An 18,594-nucleotide genomic window follows, 5' to 3' on the forward strand; every position below is an offset into this window, starting at 1 on the left:
ATCATTAACCGACAACAGACTGGCTGGCTTTATTTTTCATATAGTCATTTACCAGATTATTTTGCTCAACTGTACGCAGGATGGCGAGACATCCATGACAACAAACTGGCTGTAGCTGACCATTGAACCGGGCTGCCAGTGCATTGCTTTTGCGCATTTTTTCACCACAATGAAAACAGTCTGTCTTCTCTCCTGTTTTAAAAGAAAAGAGAACAGATTCAAGAAGTGATGAAAATGCAGAAGCCATGTACTCAAGCAAGAAGCATATGAAAGAAGTTGATTTTGATATTACAGGAAGGAAAATGAAGATACTTGATGCACATCAAGTATGACTACAGAAATTCAGACATAAAAAAACGGTAGCATTGCACTACCGTTTCTTTTACTTCATGGATGCTTAAGACTACATTACTGCTACCACTGTTGCTAACTTAGCGAGGAATCCAAGACACCTCAGATCCGTAAACCAAACGGATGGGCACTGCACAAATTGTAGATCTATCCACTTCATTAATAACCGGCACACAAGACATTACCGGAGCTCAAATTCAATCCGCCTAGGATACAAAAAACAATTTTGTATATCGACCTCCTTCTTTTGAACCAGTTACGCCCCTAATATATGCCAACTCATTAACGAGTGAAAGAAAAAAATAACTATGTAAGCAGCCAACCAGATTAAGAAAATCAACCAAACAAAATAGCTAATTAGCGCATGCTGGGAGTATTTCCCTTCAACAAGGTAGTTGCAGCACCGGCACCGACGGAAGCACCAAATTTCTTCAAGACGCGCTCTGGCAAGCCTTCTTTCTGGGTGTAATCAACAATGTTTTCGACCTTGATGACATCTCGCGCCACCGAATCCACAGATCCAAAATCATCTGCCAGCCCCATTTGGACAGCCTTGCTGCCTATCCAGAAAAGACCAGAAAACATATCTGGAGTTTCTTTCAAACGCTGACCGCGGCCAGCACGCACCGTATCAATGAATTGCTGATGAATTTCATTGAGCATGGCTTGAGAAAATGCCTTTTGTTTTTCTGTTTGCGGCGAGAACGGGTCCATAAAACCTTTGTTTTCACCTGCAGTCATGAGGCGACGTTCAACACCCAGTTTGTCCATCAAACCGGTAAAGCCGAATCCATCCATAAGTACGCCTATAGAACCAACAACACTGGCTTTATTGACGAAAATTTTATCTGCTGCAACGGCAATGTAATAACCGCCAGATGCGCAAATTTCATCAACGACGACATACAGTTTTTTATCTGGATATTCTTTGCGCAACCTGCCCATTTCATCATTGATCATGCCTGCCTGCACGGGGCTGCCGCCAGGGCTATTGATACGTACGACAACGGCAACAGAGCCAGGGTCAGCAAAGGCCCGGTTCAAGGCTGGTATAACAGCGTGGGCGCTGCCAGTGCCTTCAGATTCGATAGTGCCATCAATTTCTATCAAGGCAGTGTGATGCCCCAGGTTTTCCATCTCACCGGTTGCATAATCGCTGAAATAGTAAAACGCGAAAATAATGACCGACAACAATGCAAATCTGAAAAAGATACTCCAGCGTCTGCGCAAGCGTTGCTCACGCAAGGAATCGGTCGCCAGTTTTTCCAGCAGTTGACGTTCCCAGCCAGTTTCTTTTTTATCGATTTCGCTCACTGGCGAACTCGGAAATTGCTCATTCATAATTTTTTCCAGAAATCAGGCAATGACAGCTTGTATGTAATCATCGGGATGCCAGTAAATTTGCCCGTCTTCTTCACTGACATTAATTTTTCGCAGACGACCGCCACGGCAAGGACCACCCGTGCAATAGCCAGTATCTGGCTGGTAAATTGCGCCATGGGTGGCGCACATGATGTAAAGACCGCTGGACTCCAGGAATTCACCCGGGTTCCAGTCCAGCTCTACGGGGACATGGGCGCAGCGGTTCAAATAACCATGGACTGCACCGTCATAGCGAATGACAAAGCCTACGGCATCATCACTGCCAGCGGTAACAGGAAAGCGCACGCCCTTGCCGCCTTCTATCAAATCATCTGATTTACATACTGAAATTGCCGTCATCTCTACCTCTAATCTACCTCTATGGTTCAGGCGTTTTCACGCAGCCACTCATGCAGTTGTGCTACATCCTTTGCAGAAAACAGGGGTTGCATGTTTTGCAAAGCCAACACATCATGTGCACCATACTCAACCGCAATTGCGGCGGCACCTGCATTATTGGCCATCTGCAAGTCATGGGTGGTGTCACCTATCATGACAGTGCGGCGCATATCCTGCCCCAGCTCACGCGTCAATTCTTGCAACATGGCAGGGTGAGGCTTGGAAAATGTCTCGTCGGAACAACGGGTTGCATCGAACACTGAGGTCAGCCTGGCAGTATGCAAAGCGCGGCTCAGGCCTACCCGGCTAGCACCTGTAGCCACTGCGAGGAAGTAACCCTCTTGCGCCAGCTCGGCCAACATTTCCCTTACACCGTTAAACAGGGGCAACTCATGGTCCCTGGTCAGGAAGTGATGACGGAAGCGGTCAACTACCTTGGGATACAGCTTGGGGTCTATGCCCGGCATGGCCACCTGAATCGCTTCGGGCAAGGCCAAACCGATGACATACGAAGCGATATCTTCTTTGGGGACCGGCAAACCAAGGTCTTTCGCTGCGGACTGTATGCATTTGACGATGGCAGCAGTGCTGTCCATCAAGGTACCATCCCAGTCAAATACAATTAAATCGAATTGCTTTTTTGCCATATATTCATTAAACGCACATACATCAGCATGTGCGACATGTTTCTCATCAATAACGGCATCATACCATTACTAAACCATTAAGACTTTTCCTGACCAGACCACTAAGCCAGGCTTTTCAGGAAATCTTCACATTCTTTAGGCAAGGCCGCATTCACCGTCACGGTCTTGCCTGTTTCTGGATGAACAAAGCTGATCTGGTGCGCATGCAGGAACATGCGTTTCAGTGCACCGCGATCTTCTGTCGCCTTCAGCAAAGCACGGTTCAGAGAAAAATCGCCATATTTGTCATCGCCAGCAATTGCAAAGCCACTGGCCGAGAGATGCACACGGATTTGATGGGTACGACCGGTTTTCAACTCCGCTTCGAGCAGTGCAAAGTCATGATATTTTTTCTGCAAGGTAAATACCGTATGCGAAGCCATGCCGTCGGCCTGTACCCGTACGCGGCGCTCACCTTCAGCCGTTGTGTATTTATGCAGGGCCAGCTTGACATGCTGACGGGCATTTTTCCAGTCGCCATGCACCAGTGTCAGGTAACGTTTGTCCGTGACACCATCACGCATTTGTTCATGGAGATTTGTCAATGCACTGCGCTTTTTTGCCAATAAGAGTATCCCGGAAGTTTCCCGGTCCAGCCTGTGCACCAGTTCCAGGAACTTGGCATCCGGCCGGGATGCGCGCAATTGCTCGATGACGCCATAACTGATACCGGAGCCGCCATGCACTGCCACGCCGGCCGGTTTGTTAATTATCAATAAATGATTATCTTCAAACAGAATGGGAAATTCATGCTTGGGTGCAGTCTGTTCTGTGGGTTCTGCCATGCGTATCGGCGGGATACGCACAACATCGCCCTCCACCAGGCGATACAACTGGTCTATGCGCCCTTTGTTGACTCGCACTTCACCAGAGCGTAACACCCGGTAAACGTGACTTTTTGGTACGCCTTTACAGATGCGCAGCAAAAAATTATCGATGCGCTGCCCAGCCTCTTCTTCCGAGATTGTAAGCATCTGAACTTTGGGTTGTGAGGCCGAAGGCTGCTGAGGGGAAGTCTTTTCCATCTGAATTTGATGTGCTCCCCTATTAATTGTCGCTAAGTCCTTCATTTTGAATATATAATCATTTTCGCTTCAGCATTTTGCGCTTTAGCAGTGTAAGAGGAATAAACGCCTATTTTACACAGGGGCATGTCCATAAGCCTCGCCTGTTTGCAAATTTGATGGAAAAGATGTGTATGCAGCGTCATTTGCAGGTCAAGGTAGCAGCCAATTGTTGTTATCGGGCGTAGACAAATGAAGTTGGATCAGAGAGTTTGAATTGTAAGGATATTAGTCTGGCAAGAGGCGCGGGTTTAAATATGAACCAGCGAGCTTGCCGGTTGATGGTTGAAGTAACAGGGTCGATTCCGCCAGACACAACACAATAAGATGGTCTGGCACCAAAGTTGCGCATCGCCTGGCGTTGTACTTGCTTGTTCAATCAATAAGCAGGTCAGACAACGCGGGGGACATGTGCACTCGAACTTTTTTACCTTGACCGTCCGCGCCCAACGCAAAACAGATGGCCGTTTTACCAACTCTACCTGGCTTTTTATGCCATATAGACTTCGCCCTGCTTTGCCTCAGGCATTTCCCTCCCCCTCAAACACTCCGCTCCCGCATACATCCCGTATCAGCACAGTTGCCTCTTTGAAAGAAGGCAACACAAGATGACCACCAGGTCACGGAGTAAAACATGAAACGTATGCTGTTCAACGCGACGCAGCAAGAAGAGTTGCGCGTTGCCATTGTCAATGGGCAAAAGCTGATTGACATTGATATCGAGACTGCCGGTCGCGAACTGCGCAAGTCCAATATCTACAAAGGCGTGATCACTCGTATCGAGCCTTCCCTTGAAGCCTGTTTCGTCAACTACGGCGAAGAACGTCACGGTTTCCTCCCCTTCAAAGAAGTTGCACGCACCTATTTCAAAGAAGGTGTGGACGTACGCAATGCTTCCATCAAAGAAGCGCTGCGCGAAGGCCAGGAAATCATGGTCCAGGTAGAAAAAGAAGAACGTGGCAACAAGGGCGCTGCCCTGACCTCGTTCATTTCCCTGGCCGGCCGCTATTTGGTCTTGATGCCTAACAATCCGCGTGGTGGTGGTGTTTCCCGCCGTGTTGAAGGTGAAGACCGTCAGGAATTGCGCGAAACCATGGACAAACTGGACTTGCCTAGCGGCATGTCTGTGATTGCCCGCACTGCTGGCATAGGCCGCAATGTTGATGAATTGCAATGGGATTTAAACTACCTGATGCAACTCTGGCGTGCAATTGAAGGCGCTGGCAAGTCCTCCCCGGGTGCCTTCCTGATTTATCAAGAGTCTTCCCTGGTGATCCGCGCCATCCGCGACTATTTCCAGCCTGACATTGGTGAAATCCTCATCGATACCGATGAAATCTACGAACAGGCTCAACAGTTCATGAGCCACGTGATGCCAGACATGGTGCATCGCGTTAAACGTTACAGTGATGATGTACCGCTGTTCTCACGTTTCCAGATCGAACACCAGATCGAAACAGCCTATTCCCGTACAGTACCCCTGCCATCTGGCGGCGCGATCGTTATCGATCATACTGAAGCCCTGGTATCTGTAGACGTCAACTCTGCCCGCTCCACCCGTGGTGGCGATATCGAAACGACGGCCTTCAATACCAACCTGGAAGCCGCTGAAGAAGTTGCCCGTCAATTGCGCTTGCGTGACCTGGGTGGTTTGATCGTGATCGATTTTATCGACATGGAAAACGCCAAGAACCAGCGCGAAGTTGAAACCCGCCTCAAAGATGCACTGCGCTATGACCGTGCACGTGTACAAATGGGCAAGATTTCCCGCTTCGGCCTGATGGAATTATCCCGTCAGCGCCTGCGCCCTTCGCTGTCCGAAGGCAGCCATGTGACTTGCCCACGTTGCAACGGCACTGGCCATATCCGCGATACTGAATCTTCTGCCCTGCAAGTCCTGCGCATTATCCAGGAAGAGGCCATGAAGGAAAACTCAGCAGCGATCCACGTCCAGGTACCTGTCGACGTTGCCGCTTTCCTGCTGAATGAAAAACGTGGCGAGATCCTGAAGATAGAAACGCGTCACCGCGTCACTGTCATCCTGATCCCGAACAAACATCTGGAAACCCCACATTACAAACTGGATCGTCTGAAAACAGATGATCCGCGCCTCGAAGACCACCACGCCAGTTACGCCATGGCTGAGCAGGCTGACACCGACATTGGCTATAGCAAACGTCAGAAAGAAGACGTCAAGCCACGCCAGGAAGCCATGGTCAAGAGCATCACGCCTGAGACAGCACCTATCGTTGAACGCAAGGAAGTCGTTCCAGTGGTCGTTGCACCAGTTGCAGCCCCGGCAGAACCTGGCTTTTTCGGCAAGCTGTTTGGTTTCTTGTTTGGCAAGTCTGAACCAGCCAAGGTAGAAGCACCGAAACCAGCAGAAGAAAAAGCTGGCGAGCGCGACCGCAGCGCCCGTGGCCCCCGCAATGGAAACGGCAGTGGCAATGGCCAGCGCAACCGCAATCGCCGCAACCGTGACCGTGATGAGCGCGAAGACCGTCCGGCGAAGGCAGATAAGGCAGAAAAAGCTGAAAAGCCAGAGCAGGAAACAGCCAAGCCGGTAGCCGCGGAAAATCCACGTCCACCAAAAGCACCCAAGCCACCACGTGAAGAACGTGAATCCCAGGAAACCCGCCGCGAACGCCAACAGCGTCAACGCGACGAGCGCAAGGAAAACCAGGCTCAGGAAAGCAAGGAAGAACCCATCCACAAGCACGCAGATCCAGTGCCTGTCGATGTCATGCCAGCAACACCACAACTGGAAGCACTGGAATCCGGTGCAGAAAACGACAATAGCGAGCAAGGCGAAGAGCGCCGTCGCCGTCGCCGTCGTGGCGGCCGTAACCGTAATCGCCGCGACCGCGATGGTAACGAGCAAGTCAATGAGCAAGGTGAATTGCCAATTGACGGTAGCGAGGCGGTTAATGCTGATGCAAGCAGCAATGATGCACCTGCACATGCACAAGCAAGTACTGCAATAGCTGCAGCTCCTGAAACGACTAACACGGCCAATACCGTGGCCGAAGTCAGTCAGCCTGTGACTTTTGCAGCACCTGACGCAGTTGCAGCGTCTGAGGCTGCGCCAGTAGTCGCAAGCCCTGTCGTCACTGCTCCTGAAGCAGTTGTAGAGACAATTGCTGCGCCTGTCGTGGTTGCCGCTGCTCCACAAGAAGTTATCAGCGCTCCAGTCGCTATTGAAGCGCCTGCTGTAGCAACTGAAACGGCGCCAGTGGCTGCTGAAGTCGTAGCACCTGTAGCAGCGCCTGCCGTCGTTGAAACTGCTGCCGCACCTGCTCCTGAAGTGATTGTTTCTGCTCCTGCAGAAGTGGTAACTCAGGCTGCTGCTGTTGAAGTGACGCCAGTCGTTGCAACTCCAGTACCTGCAACTCCTGCGCCAACAGTCAGCGCTCCTGCAGCAACACCGCAGGATGCCACCATGCCTTTGGAAACCTTGCATAGCATGCTGAAAGAAGCTGGACTGGAATTGGCCAGCACCGACCCTGTCAAGCTGCAAGCCGCCAAAGCGGATGCAGAAAAACTGGTAGCACCGGCACGTGTTCCACGCGAACGCAAACCAGTACCAGTGACAGCTGATGAACCATTAGTCATGGTGGAAACACGTCGTCCATGATGGTGATGAACGGCCTGTAGACAGTCTTCTATGCGGGCTTTAGAAAAAACCGGCTTTCGTCATGATTGCCGGTTTTTTTGTTTCTCATCTGGCAAACAGAGATATGCTGTCGAAACATCCTTAACGAAACTTTAGAAAGCCTGCCTTGCGTATGCATGAGATAAGCTTGAGAGCAGCATTTCTTTACTGGCTCAAACTGGGCTTTATCAGCTTTGGAGGTCCCGCAGGGCAAATTGCGCTGATGCATACAGAACTGGTAGAAAAACGTCGCTGGATATCTGAGGCACGCTTCTTACACGCGCTGAATTACTGCATGCTTTTACCTGGGCCTGAAGCGACGCAACTCGCCATTTATATAGGCTGGCTCATGCACAAAACCAGAGGCGGCATCATGGCGGGTTTGTTATTTGTTTTGCCCGGGCTTCTGATTTTGATCTTGCTGTCCTGGATTTACATGGCTTTTGGCGACAATACTGTGATCAAGGCACTCATGAGTGGCATCAAGCCGGCAGTGGTGGCCATCGTGCTGGCTGCAGCCTGGCGCATCGCAAAACGCACCTTAAAAACAGGTGTGCTGATTGCTGTAGCAGTTGCTGCCTTTGTTGCCATTGCATGGCTGCACCTCCCTTTCCCCCTGCTTATCATCGCTGCCGCCTGCACAGGCTTAGTCTTTCGCAAATCCTGCACCACGACAAAATCTGCCCACCAACAAACCACACGTCAACATTTGCCCGCGATTATTAACGACGACACACCCACGCCAGAACATGCGCGCTTTTCCTGGCTAAAAGTACTTATCACCTCAAGCGTGGGTATCTTGCTGGCAATTACCGTGTGGCTATTACTTGCACTCAGTTTTGGTCTGCCTCACCCGTTAACTGATATGGCCAGCTTTTTCACCAAGGCAGCCTTACTCAGTTTTGGCGGTGCATATGCGGTGCTGCCATATATGATGCAAGCAGCAGTGGAGCAATACCACTGGTTAAACACCGCGCAAATGATGGACGGTCTGGCACTGGGCGAAACCACACCCGGCCCATTAATCATGATCGTTGCTTTTGTTGGTTTCATTGGCGGCTGGAGCCGTGCCTTTTTAGGAGCAGATCACTTATTGCTGGCAGCAAGCCTAGGGGCCAGCGTTGCCTGTTTTTTTACTTTTTTGCCTTCATTTGTTTTCATTCTGGCAGGTGGCCCCTTAGTTGAATCCAGTAGGGACAATTTGCATTTGAATGCACCTCTGAATGCCATTTCAGCGGCTGTAGTTGGCGTCATCGTCAGTCTGGCATGCTTGTTTGCCAGTCATGTCTTTTTTAAAGATGCGGCAACTTTAGATATTCAGGCCATCTTGCTCACAATCCTGGCCAGCATCGCTGTTTTCAAGTTCAAGCTCTCTACTGCCAAGCTGCTGGCAATCTGCTCCCTTGCTGGCTATATGCTGTCACTATTAACTTAAATTCAATAAAAGTCTATGCAATCGCATGAAATTTCAAGTCGTGCTATTGTTCATCATTAAGCTCAAAAATTACCCACCCCAGCTATGACGGAAAAATTTATTCCGCTATCAGAATTAAAACGATTTCGTCCTGCATTGTCTGTTCCAGATGTATTGAAAACACCCGATGGTCAATTGCAGGATGTCTTGTCACGTCCGCTGCATGACTTGCGCATATCGGTAACTGACCGTTGCAACTTTCGCTGCGTGTACTGCATGCCCAAAGAGGTTTTTGATAAAGACTATCAATACCTGCCGCATAAGTCCCTGCTCAGCTTTGAAGAAATCACGCGTATTGCCAGCATATTCGTGGCGCATGGCGTCAGAAAAATACGCCTGACTGGTGGGGAACCACTGTTACGCAAACATCTGGAACGCCTGATAGAAATGCTGGCCAAGCTCAGAACTGTCGATGGCAAACCGCTGGACCTGACATTAACCACAAATGGCTCACTGCTGGCCCGCAAGGCACAGAGCCTGAAAGATGCAGGCCTGACCCGCGTCACAGTCTCACTGGATGCATTGGACGATGCGATTTTCAAGCGCATGAATGATGTCGATTTTTCTGTCAATGAAGTGCTGGAAGGCATAGCTGCGGCTGAGGCCGCCGGACTGGGACCTGTGAAGGTGAACATGGTCGTCAAAGCTGGTTTGAACGATCATGAAATCATACCCATGACCCGTTATTTCAAAGGCAAACCACATATACTCAGATTTATAGAATATATGGACGTAGGCGCTTCGAATGGCTGGAAACTGGATGAAGTCATCCCGTCATCACAAGTGGTGCAACGCATACAGGATGCAGGCATGCCGCTAATTGCTCTGGATGCCAATTACACGGGAGAAACCGCAGCACGCTGGCAGCATGCAGACGGCAGCGGCGAACTGGGGTTTATCTCCAGCGTTACCCAGACTTTTTGCCATGACTGCAGCAGAGCCAGACTGTCAACAGAAGGGAAACTTTACACCTGCCTGTTTGCCAGCCGCGGCCATGATTTACGCGCCCTGATACGTGACACAGAACTACATTCAGACCTGGCAATTGCCAATGTCATCGCCCAAATCTGGCAGCATCGTGACGACCGCTATTCTGAAATGCGCAGCCAGAACACACCGGGCCAGCAGCAAAAGAAGATTGAAATGTCTTACATTGGCGGCTGATGACAGTATCATAAGCACTTTAGGTATCAGCAAGTCAATTTCCGTGTCTATTTCCAGCTCAGCCCCAGACAAATCCCTCATCACTGGCCTGCTACTCGCAGGTGGTCGGGGTACACGCATGGGCGAAACTGATAAGGGCTTGCAGTCACTACATGGTGAAGCCTTGGCTTTGCATGTCTTGCAAAGACTGACAGCACAAACAGCCACTGTCATGATCAGCGCCAACCAGAACATTGATGTGTACAAAGAATTTGGCTTTCCAGTATGGCCAGATCACATGCAAGGTTTTGCCGGTCCTTTGGCAGGCATACAAACCGGCTTGCTGCATTGCCAGACCCCTTACCTGCTTTGTGTACCCTGCGACTCACCATTTTTGCCACCTGATCTGGCCGAGCGACTATTGTCTGCACTTATGCAACGCGATGCAGACCTCGCAGTCGCAGTGACACTGGAAAAGCGGGACGGCATACAACAAAAACAAAACCACCCGGTATTTGCCCTGATGAAAACCAGCGTGCTGGCGGGACTGACGACTTATCTGGAAGATGGTGGACGCAAAATGCAGGCATGGCATGCAAGCCTGCAAACTTGCGAAGTCATGTTTTCGGACAATACTGCGTTTCGGAATATCAATACACTGGAAGAATTGCGCAAAATAGAAAACTGATATGAATACATCCCCATCATCTGCAAGGAACTTGCAGGACATCACCTCGCGCCTGCCTGATTACAAGCCAGAAGCACTGACAGTCCAGCAGGCGCAAGACATCATGCGCGAATATATCCAGCCAATTTGCAGCTTCGAAAAACTCACCCTGCGCCAGGCTCTGGGACGCGTTCTGGCTGCCGACATTGTGTCTCCCATTGACGTGCCTGCACATGACAATTCTGCCATGGATGGCTATGCCTTACGAAGTGAGGATTTATCAGCAGACCAGGAGCTGCATCTGGAAATCGTGGGCACAGCAATGGCCGGTACAGCGTTTACAGGCGAAGTCGGGCGCAAACAATGTGTACGCATCATGACTGGCGCAGTCCTGCCCGATGCTTGTGACACTGTAGTACCACAGGAATTCACGACTAAAGTCAGCGACAGTGAGATCACATTAAGTGCGGGCAATTTGCACGCTGGAGATAACCGTCGCCTGAAAGGTGAAGATCTGGCGATGGGTAAGGTCGCCATACGCAAAGGGAAAATACTGACACCGGCTGATCTGGGTTTATTGGCCTCACTGGGTATCCCCGAAGTCAGCGTACAACGACGCTTGCGTGTCGCCATTTTCTCTACCGGAAACGAATTGCGCTCGGTCGGCGAGGTACTGGAAGCTGGTTGCGTCTATGACAGCAATCGCTATACCCTGCACGGCATGCTGACACGCATGGGTTGCGATGTGCTCGACATGGGCGTGGTTCAGGATAATCCAGATGCACTGGAAGCCACCATGCGCAGCGCCTGCGAAAATGCCGATGCGATTATCACTTCAGGCGGCGTCTCGGTGGGCGATGCGGACCATACGCGTCAAATGATGGAGCGTCTGGGTGATGTAGCTTTCTGGAGCATCGCCATGCGCCCCGGCCGTCCCATGGCCTTTGGCAAAATCACGTCTTCTGGCAAAAGCGCCTATTTATTTGGCCTGCCAGGCAACCCCGTCGCTGTCATGGTGTCTTTTTATTTTTTTGCAAAACAAGCCTTGCAGCAATTGATGGGGGCCACGAGCTCACCTCCGCCGCTACTCAGCGTCAGGTCAAACGACGCCATACGCAAACGCCCTGGGCGCACAGAATATCAACGCGGCATACTTTCTGTGGGTGAAGATGGGGAACCCTGCGTCAGCATCACCGGCGCTCAGGGCTCAGGCATCTTACGCTCCATGTCAGAAGCCAATTGCATGATCGTCCTGCTTCATGATCAAGGCCCGGTTTCAGCAGGCGACAAAGTCCGTATTCTGCTATTTGATGGCCTGATTTGACAAAAAAATCTTCACAATTGTATAGAAATCGTAACAGCTACAGGCTTGATGATAAAAATACGGATAAGCAAAGTAAAATACTCACATTTATTTACTTTTGGAGAACAGTTTGAAAGCGACAACATGGATTTTGGGTGCCTGCGCATCTCTCGTATTACTTAGTGGCTGCGGCGGTTCAAAATCTGACACGCCTGCTGTCATCCCTTCCGTGACAAAAGTTACTACTGATCAAGTGGTTTATCGTAAAGTCACCAATTTTACGATTACTGGCCAGAATCTGGATAAAGGCTATAACGCCAGCATTCCTGCCTGCCTGAGCATTACTGAACTGGCTGGAGGCTCGGCCACACAAAGAGTATTGTCCTGCAAACTGGTCGGCGTTGGTTCCACCACTTATTCCATCACTGCTGCAAACGGTACCACCCTGTATTCAGGCATAGTGGATCTGACTTTAAAAGCGCAGCCACAAGTGACGATGACGACCAGTATGGGCACTATCGTACTGGAACTTAATCCAGCGAGAGCACCACTCACAGTCGACAATTTCCTGAACTATGTGGAAAGTGGATTTTATGTAAATAAAATTTTCCACCGTGTTATCAAGAGCTCCATCGTCCAGGGCGGTGGTTTCACTGCCGATTTGCAGCAACCTGCAACACAAACGCCAATCAAGCTGGAAACACCTAATGGCCTGAGCAATCTGCGCGGCACTATCGCCATGGCACGTACCAGTGATCCGAACTCGGCGACAGCACAGTTTTACCTGAATGCGGCTGACAACACAGGCTTTGATGGCGTGGCAGCAGGTACTGGTTATGCTGTCTTTGGCAAAATTGTTACCGGGCTGGACATCATGGACAAGATCAATGTCGTGCCAACTACAACAGCTTTGGGCATGGCTGATGTGCCTGTGACACCAGTCTTAATTAATTCAATGGTACAAACACAATAACATGTTATGCTGCTCTGGCAGCGCTCATGATTGTTGTTAAAAACAGGAGCCTCGTGCTCCTGTTTTACTTTTTGGGATGGGGTAAAGATGAAAAAACAATGGCAAACAATTTTGTTGTCGGCAGTGCTGACAACAATGGCTGCAGGCACTGCACTTGCTGCCGATGCTTCCAAAAAAGCATCCGCCTCAGCGAGCGCGTCTGCTTCTGCTTCAGCTTCAGCTTCTGCTTCTGCCTCCACATCTGCATCAGCCAAGGCAGAACTGTTGGACTTGAACAGCGCCAGCAAAAAAGAACTGGCGACCCTGCCTAAAATCGGTGACGTACGCTCAGACGCCATCATCAAAGGCCGCCCATACAAAGGCAAGGATGAATTGCTCAGCAAAAAAATATTGCCTGAAGATGTGTATAACGGTATAAAAGACCTGGTGATCGCCAAACAAAAACCGGCAGAAAAAAAATAGTGGTCTGCACTTGCAGTGTTTGTAAAATTTGTTTCAAACACTGCACAACAATAGCTTGCCTTTGATTTTGTAGCACTTTGCCGTAGCAGTGAGGTTCTATGTCAAGCAGGTTTTTACATCTATTTGTATGCGTCAGCATGCTAAGCCTGGCGGCGCAAGGGCGTGCTGCTGATGACAAACCCTTTAGCATCAGCGGCTTTGGCACGCTGGGCGTAGTCCACAGCGATAATCGCAATGTCGATATAGTTCGCGACCTCACGCAAAACGATGGTGTTGGCTTTACCAGACAAACAGATTTTGGCATGGATTCCAATTTTGGCATCCAGATCAACAAGCGCATCAACGACAATCTCGATACTGCGCTGCAAATCGTCAGCCGCAGGTCTGCCAATAATTTTCAACCTGAAATCACCTGGGCCTATGGCCGTTACCTGCCCAGCGATCACCTGCAACTGCGTGCAGGTCGCCTGGGGTTTGATGTCTACCTGCTGGCTGATTCGCGCAATGTGGGTTATTCCTATCAATGGGTACGGCCACCGATAGACTTTTTTGGCAGCCTCATCATTTCTTATTTTGATGGCGCAGACATGGTGGTTTCCAAACCACTGGCTGGCGGTATTTTGCGGGCCAAGGTTTTCGCCGGGGTGGCGCGGGAAAAAACTTTTACTGGCAATTCAGATGATTTTCTGTCGCTAAACCGTTCCCGACTGATGGGTGGTCATATTGAATACCAGACTCAAAACTGGATATATAGACTGGGTTATACCCAGTTAAAATTCAGGAATGACTTCCCTGCCCTGCAACCCTTGCTGGATGGTCTGCGCTCACCTTATCTGAATGCCCTGATCCCCAGTGCGGCAAGTGCGGCAAATGACCTATCCCTGGAAGGCAAGAAGTTCAAATACCTGTCGGCAGGCATTGCTTACGACCAGGGACCTTTGCAAGCACAGTTGATGCTCAATCAGCTCAGTTCAGAATCCCTGATTTTCCCCACCAATAGAGCGGCCTATCTGACGGTGGGTTACCGCATAGATCAATGGACGCCTTACTTTACCTATTCGGCATCCCGTCCAGTCGACCGAAAAATCGCCAACCCCTTGCCCGCAGGCCTCAGTCCCGATATTGATATGCTGTCTGCGGGTTTTAATGATGCCATTGAAAACCAGTTCAATCATCAAACCACGATATCCCTGGGCTTGCGTTACGACCTGACGGAGAAATCAAATATAAAATTACAATATGACAGCATAAAAACCAGGGATTATCTGCTGGTGCGCAGTAATCAGCCGGGGTGGGATGGCAGGGCCAATTTGATCAGTGTTGCCTACAATTTCATATTCTAGGAAAGCCTGATGAAAGCCTTATATCATCTTCTTCTATATGTCGGCTTCTGGAGTTGTTGCCAGGCGGCGCAGGCTGACCTGGTCGTGATTGCCAATTCACAAAGCGGCATAGAAAAACTGAGCAAGGATGAAGTGATCAACCTGTACATGGGAAGAAATCGCAAGCTGCCCACAGGTGTAAATGCCATGCCGCTTGATCTGGCAGCTGTCAATGCAGAAAAAGCCAAATTCTATGCAATGCTGGTGAATAAAAATTTACCAGAAATTAATTCCTACTGGGCCAGATTGATGTTTTCGGGGCAAGGCTCACCGCCTTTACAAGTGGAGACAAGCGATGAAGTATTGGATATAGTAGGTAGTAACAAAGCTGCCATCGGGTATATAGAGCGAAAGAAACTAGATAAACGGGTAAAACTGATTTATGACCCTACACAGTAAGTGATTTTGCATGTTAAGACTGCTACGCACCAGTATCGTCTATCGCAGCGCATTTATTGTGCTTGGCATTGCCCTGCTTGTAGGCATTTTCTTTGCCCTGCTCAGCTATCACTTCTCAGCACAATCCGAACAGGCACAGGCACGCCAGCGCATGCAGGCCTCATTGAGTACAGTCGAAAACACAGCCAGCATCGCCTGCTTCGTGCTGGACCAGAACCTGGCTGCAGAGCTGGTGCGCGGCTTATTAAAAAATGGCGATATCAGTCGCGTACAAATTATCTCGGACGGCAAAGTCCTTGCTGAAGCCGACAAGCAAAGCACACAAAAATCAGAAACCTCAGCACTTGCCATACTGCCTGGCATCAATGCTTCAAACCAGCTGGTGCATGAAGTCTATTCTCCTTTCAATCCCAACGAAAAAGTCTGCGAAATCCACCTGGACCCAAATCTGGATTTCATACGTGAGCAAAGCACATCCAAGGCACGCTTTATCGTCTATCTGCTGTTATTGCAGGCTTTGGCCATGGCTTCAGCAGTGGTGTATGTGGTGTTGAACATGATTACCAGACCGATCAAGAACATTTCGGATAGATTGCATACGCTTGCCCCAGAATCAGGAGACAAACTCGGCCTGCCCGATGGCAATGAAAAAGATGAAATAGGCCAACTGGTGCGTGACGTTAATACCCTGGTTGCCAGCCTGTTAAAAACCCTGAACGAAGAACGCACTTTGCGCATCAAGCATGCAATCGGCGAAGCTAAATTCCAGACCATTTTTGAAAATGCAGAGACAGGGATATTCCAGCTCAATTTTGCAGGTGAGCTACTTTCCTATAACCCCGCTTTCCTGCGCATGTTCAATCTCGATGCCAATAGTGGCAGCACCAATATTGCAAACGCCCTGACCTCCTTACTGGAAGGCCAGGAATTACGCCTGCATTTGATGATAGACACGGCCATCAATGAGGCCAGAGTCATGTCTGACGATTTTTATATACAACTCACGTCGACAGCGCACAAGAAGTGGGTGCATCTGGTTATCAGCCCGGCCGAAGACGGTATCTTGCAGGGGCTGGTCAATGACATTACCGAGCGCAAGTCGCAAGAAGAAAGCGCCAACCAGCTCGCGGTCACTGACCATTTGACCGGCCTCAATAATCGACTGGGATTTGAAAAGGAGATCAGCCGTCTATCCAAAGAACATGCGAATGGCAATGCCGCGGGCTTCTTCCTGTTAATGATAGACCTGGATAAATTCAAGCAAGTCAATGACAGCCATGGCCACACGGTGGGTGACCAGGTATTGATCCACTTTTCTCAGCTTGTCAGCAACACTGTCAGAAGATCCGATTTTGTCGCCAGACTGGGTGGTGATGAATTCATCATCTTGCTCAAAGATTTGACGCATCTGGCAAAAGCCGAAGAGATAGCGCAGAAAATAATCACCCAGGTCAGTATTCCTATCAGCATCAATGACAAACTAGCAGTACAAATTGGGGCCAGCATAGGCATCAGCTATACCGGCCCGACAGAATTCATTGCTGACGACTTGTTAACGCAGGCGGATGCAGCCATGTATGAAGTCAAGCGCAGCGGCAGGAATGCCTATCGCGTGGTGCATCTGGGTGGCCATCAAAGCCCTCAGGATGCGGAGACCGTGTAAGCCTCCAGCATCTCCATGACCACCAGTTGATACAGGATATTGGGATGCAAACTGATTTCCAGAGCACAAGTATACGTAAATTTAATGACATGATCGTCATTGCTATTTATCGCTTCTGCAAATAACTCAGTCCAAGTACTTATTTGCCCGTGTTTCGCACGCATCCCGCTCTCATATCGGGCCGCGTCAATTAAGACTGGCGCACCAACAGACACATAGGCTGCGCATAGTGCAATCCATAAATCCTGCAACCTGCTGGTTAGCACGTTTTTATCCAGATACGGCAACAATTCCCGGGTAGCATTGATACCCGTCACTATATGCAAAATCGTAAAGTCTCTGGTCTGCCCGTAGGCAGAGATTGCCCAGAGTGCCAGCTCATCCAGTAATTTATCAATAGAATGAACAACAGGCATGCCCGGCAGGCTTTGCAGGAATTCTTCGTCATTGACTACCGCCCGCATTTTTTCAACGATCATCCTGCCAGGATAGGTTTTTCCTTTCATGTTTTGCGACAGCTGATAAAAACCTGTAGCAACCGAACTTGCCGCTTGCCGCCCGCGCATATCGATAGTGATATCAAAATTGGTGGCTACCAGAGCTGCCAGGCCGGCGGCTATTTCCCCCTCATGCTCAGCCTGTACGCCATAGGCAAGCCGTATTAATGCATGAAATGCGGTCGTCGCAGGAGCGAATGGAACCAGGGTAAATACCTCTCTGATGACCTCACTCTTCCCGCGCTCGGCAATACGAATGGCAAAGCAGGTTTGCAGGTCAGCAAAATTTTCTCTCTTGCCAAGATAAGCCTGAAACTCTTCATACCTGATAGTTATAGCGGGAGGCAAGGCTGGCAAGGCATAAGTATCGCGCCAATGTGCAAAGAATTCCTGCAAACGTCCGTCACTCGCCCCCATGCAAGCAAGTGCACACAAGGCCATGGGGCAATGGTTGGTGGTTCCCTTGCCATTCAGGGCGAATTCCCGGTTCTTGTCCAGCAAGTTCTTAAGAATCACATTGCTGCACATCGCTGTTGTTGAAGCCATCATTTGCATCCTCCATCGTTGATTGATGTGCTGTAGTATGCAAGTTCAAGTTAACTTGAAGTCAAACACTTTTTTATGCAATGGGGTGAAACGATGGCTGATGCAAACAATACAAATCTGATCAGCATAGGCGAACTTGCCAAACGCTCAGGCATTGCAGCCAGTGCTTTGCGATTTTATGAAAGCCGTGGTTTGATTACCAGCGTACGCAGCCCCGCGCAACGCCGTCAATTTGCGCGTGAAGTATTGCGTCGCGTTGCTTTTATCAAGGCTGCGCAAACTGCCGGACTAACACTGGAAGAAATAGAAAACAGTCTGGCGACACTGCCCGGCCAGCGGACACCGACAAAGCAAGATTGGGAAAAGCTATCAAGATCATGGCATACCCTGATAGAAGAACGCATCAGGGCATTGACAGCCTTGCGTGACCAGCTAAGTTCCTGCATAGGCTGCGGCTGCCTGTCGCTCAAATCCTGCGCGCTATACAATCCGCAAGACATTGCCAATACCAGAGGTACTGGGCCGCGTTATTTGATGGGGGATAAATCTTCAGACCTGATTTGACCAGATT

17 protein-coding genes are annotated in these 18,594 nt (G+C 49.8%); 11 read left to right on the forward strand and 6 right to left on the reverse strand.

Going from position 1 to position 18,594, the window contains the following annotated elements:
- Nucleotides 1–4: 4 nt before the first annotated feature.
- From DFR42_RS04675 to DFR42_RS04695, 5 genes are all read right to left on the reverse strand, one after another.
- A complete protein-coding gene (locus tag DFR42_RS04675) occupies nucleotides 5–247 on the reverse strand; it encodes a heavy metal translocating P-type ATPase metal-binding domain-containing protein (protein WP_110253752.1) in 243 nt (80 codons plus the stop codon).
- Nucleotides 248–708: 461 nt separating this feature from the next.
- A complete protein-coding gene (locus DFR42_RS04680) occupies nucleotides 709–1,692 on the reverse strand; it encodes a S49 family peptidase (protein WP_110253753.1) in 984 nt (327 codons plus the stop codon).
- Nucleotides 1,693–1,707: 15 nt separating this feature from the next.
- Entirely contained in the window at nucleotides 1,708–2,073 is a 366-nt protein-coding gene (locus DFR42_RS04685) for a Rieske (2Fe-2S) protein (RefSeq protein ID WP_110253754.1), read from the reverse strand.
- 26 nt (nucleotides 2,074–2,099) lie between these two features.
- Nucleotides 2,100–2,759, reverse strand: a complete 660-nt coding sequence (locus DFR42_RS04690; protein WP_110253755.1) for an HAD-IIIA family hydrolase — start codon at nucleotides 2,757–2,759, stop codon at nucleotides 2,100–2,102.
- A 101-nt stretch (nucleotides 2,760–2,860) separates the two neighbouring features.
- Nucleotides 2,861–3,868: an RluA family pseudouridine synthase gene (locus DFR42_RS04695; RefSeq protein ID WP_110253756.1), complete on the reverse strand. Its 1,008-nt coding sequence runs from the start codon at nucleotides 3,866–3,868 to the stop codon at nucleotides 2,861–2,863.
- 628 nt (nucleotides 3,869–4,496) lie between these two features.
- Between DFR42_RS04695 and DFR42_RS04700 the strand changes: the two genes are divergently transcribed.
- The 10 genes from DFR42_RS04700 to DFR42_RS04745 all read left to right on the forward strand — a co-directional run bounded on the left by DFR42_RS04700 (nucleotide 4,497) and on the right by DFR42_RS04745 (nucleotide 16,980).
- Complete coding sequence (locus DFR42_RS04700; RefSeq protein ID WP_110253757.1) at nucleotides 4,497–7,496, forward strand: Rne/Rng family ribonuclease; 3,000 nt, start codon at nucleotides 4,497–4,499, stop codon at nucleotides 7,494–7,496.
- 151 nt (nucleotides 7,497–7,647) lie between these two features.
- Nucleotides 7,648–8,949, forward strand: coding sequence for a chromate efflux transporter (gene chrA / locus DFR42_RS04705; protein ID WP_110253758.1), 1,302 nt, complete (start codon nucleotides 7,648–7,650; stop codon nucleotides 8,947–8,949).
- A gap of 84 nt (nucleotides 8,950–9,033) precedes the next feature.
- The gene (gene moaA / locus DFR42_RS04710) at nucleotides 9,034–10,152 is read left to right on the forward strand and encodes a GTP 3',8-cyclase MoaA (protein ID WP_110253759.1); all 1,119 of its coding nucleotides are present in this window, start codon (nucleotides 9,034–9,036) and stop codon (nucleotides 10,150–10,152) included.
- 43 nt (nucleotides 10,153–10,195) lie between these two features.
- A complete protein-coding gene (gene mobA, locus DFR42_RS04715) occupies nucleotides 10,196–10,819 on the forward strand; it encodes a molybdenum cofactor guanylyltransferase MobA (protein ID WP_342766831.1) in 624 nt (207 codons plus the stop codon).
- A gap of 1 nt (nucleotide 10,820) precedes the next feature.
- The gene (gene moeA / locus DFR42_RS04720) at nucleotides 10,821–12,122 is read left to right on the forward strand and encodes a molybdopterin molybdotransferase MoeA (RefSeq protein ID WP_110253761.1); all 1,302 of its coding nucleotides are present in this window, start codon (nucleotides 10,821–10,823) and stop codon (nucleotides 12,120–12,122) included.
- Between the two features lie 109 nt (nucleotides 12,123–12,231).
- Nucleotides 12,232–13,074: a peptidylprolyl isomerase gene (locus DFR42_RS04725; protein WP_110253762.1), complete on the forward strand. Its 843-nt coding sequence runs from the start codon at nucleotides 12,232–12,234 to the stop codon at nucleotides 13,072–13,074.
- Between the two features lie 87 nt (nucleotides 13,075–13,161).
- On the forward strand, nucleotides 13,162–13,536 hold the full coding sequence (locus DFR42_RS04730; protein WP_110253763.1) for a ComEA family DNA-binding protein: 375 nt from the start codon (nucleotides 13,162–13,164) through the stop codon (nucleotides 13,534–13,536).
- A 137-nt stretch (nucleotides 13,537–13,673) separates the two neighbouring features.
- Entirely contained in the window at nucleotides 13,674–14,879 is a 1,206-nt protein-coding gene (locus tag DFR42_RS04735; protein ID WP_110253764.1) for a hypothetical protein, read from the forward strand.
- A gap of 9 nt (nucleotides 14,880–14,888) precedes the next feature.
- On the forward strand, nucleotides 14,889–15,317 hold the full coding sequence (locus DFR42_RS04740) for a hypothetical protein (RefSeq protein ID WP_110253765.1): 429 nt from the start codon (nucleotides 14,889–14,891) through the stop codon (nucleotides 15,315–15,317).
- A 10-nt stretch (nucleotides 15,318–15,327) separates the two neighbouring features.
- Nucleotides 15,328–16,980, forward strand: coding sequence for an EAL domain-containing protein (locus tag DFR42_RS04745; protein WP_110253766.1), 1,653 nt, complete (start codon nucleotides 15,328–15,330; stop codon nucleotides 16,978–16,980).
- Here DFR42_RS04745 and DFR42_RS04750 read toward each other — a convergent pair.
- Nucleotides 16,959–18,026 carry a questin oxidase family protein gene (locus DFR42_RS04750; RefSeq protein WP_170133410.1) on the reverse strand — a complete coding sequence of 356 codons (1,068 nt, stop codon included), beginning with the start codon at nucleotides 18,024–18,026 and terminating at the stop codon, nucleotides 16,959–16,961. The two genes, DFR42_RS04745 and DFR42_RS04750, sit on opposite strands and share 22 nt — an antisense overlap.
- Nucleotides 18,027–18,116: 90 nt before the next feature.
- Between DFR42_RS04750 and soxR the strand changes: the two genes are divergently transcribed.
- Nucleotides 18,117–18,587, forward strand: a complete 471-nt coding sequence (gene soxR, locus DFR42_RS04755; RefSeq protein WP_110254237.1) for a redox-sensitive transcriptional activator SoxR — start codon at nucleotides 18,117–18,119, stop codon at nucleotides 18,585–18,587.
- Nucleotides 18,588–18,594 lie beyond the last annotated feature (7 nt).

It is taken from the genome of Undibacterium pigrum (assembly GCF_003201815.1).
Classification (GTDB): Bacteria; Pseudomonadota; Gammaproteobacteria; order Burkholderiales; family Burkholderiaceae_D; genus Undibacterium; species Undibacterium pigrum.